The following is a 2,993-nucleotide window of genomic DNA, read 5'->3' as shown; positions in this document are numbered from 1 at the left end:
GTGCGACAAGGGCGTGCTTATGGCACCTAACTTATTGATTTTATTCAATAAAGTTAGGTGGGCTATTAAAGTGAACAACTTTAATTAGCTACCCTTCACAATATCTGAGTAGGACGTTACACATGTCCGAAAGGATATTGTGTAACCTATATTCGGTAAAGAATAATTTTTAGTCTGTGAGAGACAAATCTCATATATTTAAAGAACTAATTCTTTGGACAATTCAATTAATCATATCTGATATTCTGGAATTTCCAAGGTATTCAATAAGAAATTATTGAATTGACCAAGGAAACGAAAGAACCCATCAGCATATAGTTTAAGCTAGAATTGACCTATTGTGAAGTTAAATAAGTGCACAAGCTGTTATTATCATTGTTGGCATATTTTATAGGCACTATGTTATATAAAATATGAGTCAACCTGTTATATGACTAACAGTAGCCTAGGGATAGTGCGAGATTGGCAACGGTCTGGTATGGAGCTTCCTAACAATGTACCCCCTTGAGGAATAGCAAGGTTAATGCGTATCGTGAGGTAACATTAAGTAATGGCAAGTAGCATGTCATGAGGGGCTAGGCTAAATAGAAAGATGAACGTAAGTGAATTGCTGATAAACGTCGTGAATTGTAAAGAGCTTAAGCTACTGACAAGCTCTAACCAAAAAGGTATATAGTGGGATATCTCTTTTTACATTGGGGATACGTCATCATAAACACTATCGGCGAACAGGCAGCATCTTAACTATTTATGTGATAATAATGGAACTTGGTAAGCCTGTATTTCCGCCGAAAGGCAGGTAGAGCGCAAGCGATACTGTTGGGGGTGCAGGTAAGGGAGGTTAGAGAAAGCGAATGATTGGCTGTAATGGCTGATATAGGGTATGAAACATGACCTAACCCGAAAGGGTGCAGACTTCTAACTGGTCTTTCATCGTAAGATGTTGGCTAATCCTTTTGTGGTCATTTCTTCGGGAATGATTGGGTGAGGAAGGAAACAGGCAAGTTAAACAAGCCCATTTCCCTACTCTAACAATTTTACCATGTGACAGAGAAGTAGAATTTATTTGGTCTACTGAATAATTCTTCTTCTTGTGGTCCAACACGAAGAAATTATTCACACAAAGCCAAGTAGATTTCTGCTTATTTCTGTTACTACAGGAGTAAGTATGAAAGAGTACACTAAGTTTAACCAAAAAGTTAAAAGTAGTCCAGCTCCAGCGACTCCTGACATGAATGAGCTATGGCACACTATAGATTGGGTCAAAGCAACAAAACATGTTAAAGGGTTGCAGGTACGGATTGCGAAGGCAACAATTGAAGGTGACTACCGTAAGGTTAAACGCTTACAAAGGTTACTAACACGCTCAACGTACGCCAAGCAATTGGCAGTGCGAAGGGTGACGGAAAACAGAGGTAAAAGAACGGCAGGCGTTGACAAAGTAACATGGTCAACACCAAAGAGTAAATGGGAAGCGATTGCAACGCTGACAAGTAAAGGATATAGACCGAAGCCACTAAAGCGGGTTTATATTCCGAAATCGGATGGAAAGAAGCGCCCATTAGGCATTCCGACCATGAAAGACAGAGCAATGCAAGCGCTGTACTTATTTGCTTTACAGCCTGTTGCTGAAACTACAGCAGATAAAAACTCATATGGATTTCGCATCAACCGCTCAACGGCGGATGCGATTAGCCACGTGCATAAGATATTCTCACGCAAAGGGAGTCAAATGAGACAAACGGCGCAATGGGTATTGGATGCCGACATACAGGGATGTTTTGACCATATAAGCCATGATTGGTTAATTGAAAATATTCCGATGAATAAGCGGATATTAGCAAAATGGTTAAAATCGGGTGTAGTGGATATGGGGCAGGTCAAGCGGACGGAGGAAGGTACACCGCAAGGGGGTATTATTTCACCGACTTTGGCGAACATGGCACTGGATGGTATGGACGAACTATTAACGAAACACTTCGGTGTAGTAGGAAATAGACAACGGCGAGCCAATAAGGTGTATATGGTTCGATATGCGGACGATTTTATTATATCCGGAAGTTCGAAAGAATTACTGGAAAATGAAGTTATACCAGTAATGCGTGAATTTTTGAAAGAGAGAGGATTAACCTTATCTGAAAGAAAGACGCGCATTGTTAATATCGAGCAAGGATTTGATTTCTTAGGGTGGACAGTAAAATCATTTAAAGGCAAATTGTTGATTAAACCAAGCAAAAAGAATGTGAAAGCATTTTATCGCAAGGTAAAAGAGACAATAAGTGCAATGAAGATGGTTAAGCAGGACATACTAATAGCAAAATTAAATCCAATGTTAAGGGGATGGGCTAACTATCACCGTAGCATTGTTGCTAAAGAAACGTACAGTAAAGTAGACCATTTAGTCTGGAAAGCGATTTGGCGTTGGTGTTGTCGAAGACACAGTAACAGACGGAAACGATTTGTAAAAGAGAAATATTTTACAAGGATACAAAACAGGGACTGGATATTTGGCACACACACAATAAATCGACACGGTGAAAAGAAATGGATGGAATTACTGCTGTGCAGTAAGACAGAAATTAAACGTCATGTAAAGGTGAAATCGGAATACAATCCGTTTTTACCTGAATGGGAATTATACGGCGAAACGCTTTACCAAAAACGGATGTACGAAGATTATTCGCACAGAAGTCAATGGCAAAGGCTGTATAAAGAACAAAAAGGGCGTTGTGGATTATGTCAGTTACCTATCACAAAAGAGACAGGTTGGCATGACCATCATATTATATACCGTGTACATGGGGGAGATAATAAGCTGGAAAACAGAATATTATTACACCCTGTATGTCATACTAAAGTTCATGCACTGAAGTTAGACGTATTGAAACCGACTTAGCAATAAGTTAATAGGAAGGCTTGAGCTGTATGCGGAGAAATTCGCTCGTACAGTTCTTAGGGGGCGGCGACACAGTAATGTGTCGTTGCTACCCGAC

Annotated in this window: 1 protein-coding gene; it reads left to right on the top strand. The window is 39.9% G+C overall.

What is annotated here, in order from left to right; genetic code table 11:
* Positions 1 to 1,231: 1,231 nt before the first annotated feature.
* Positions 1,232 to 2,896: a group II intron reverse transcriptase/maturase gene (gene ltrA / locus A9G48_RS00955; RefSeq protein ID WP_065575663.1), complete on the top strand. Its 1,665-nt coding sequence runs from the start codon at positions 1,232 to 1,234 to the stop codon at positions 2,894 to 2,896.
* Positions 2,897 to 2,993 lie beyond the last annotated feature (97 nt).

This window comes from Gilliamella sp. wkB18 (genome assembly GCF_001690875.1).
In the GTDB taxonomy this organism is placed as follows: domain Bacteria; phylum Pseudomonadota; class Gammaproteobacteria; order Enterobacterales; family Orbaceae; genus Gilliamella; species Gilliamella apicola_A.
This window is presented reverse-complemented; position numbering and strand designations above follow the sequence as displayed.

Coding starts and splice junctions, on each gene's coding strand:
- ltrA (WP_065575663.1), top strand. CDS start 1,232: ATGAATGAGCTATGGCACACTATAGATTGGGTCAAAGCAACAAAACAT.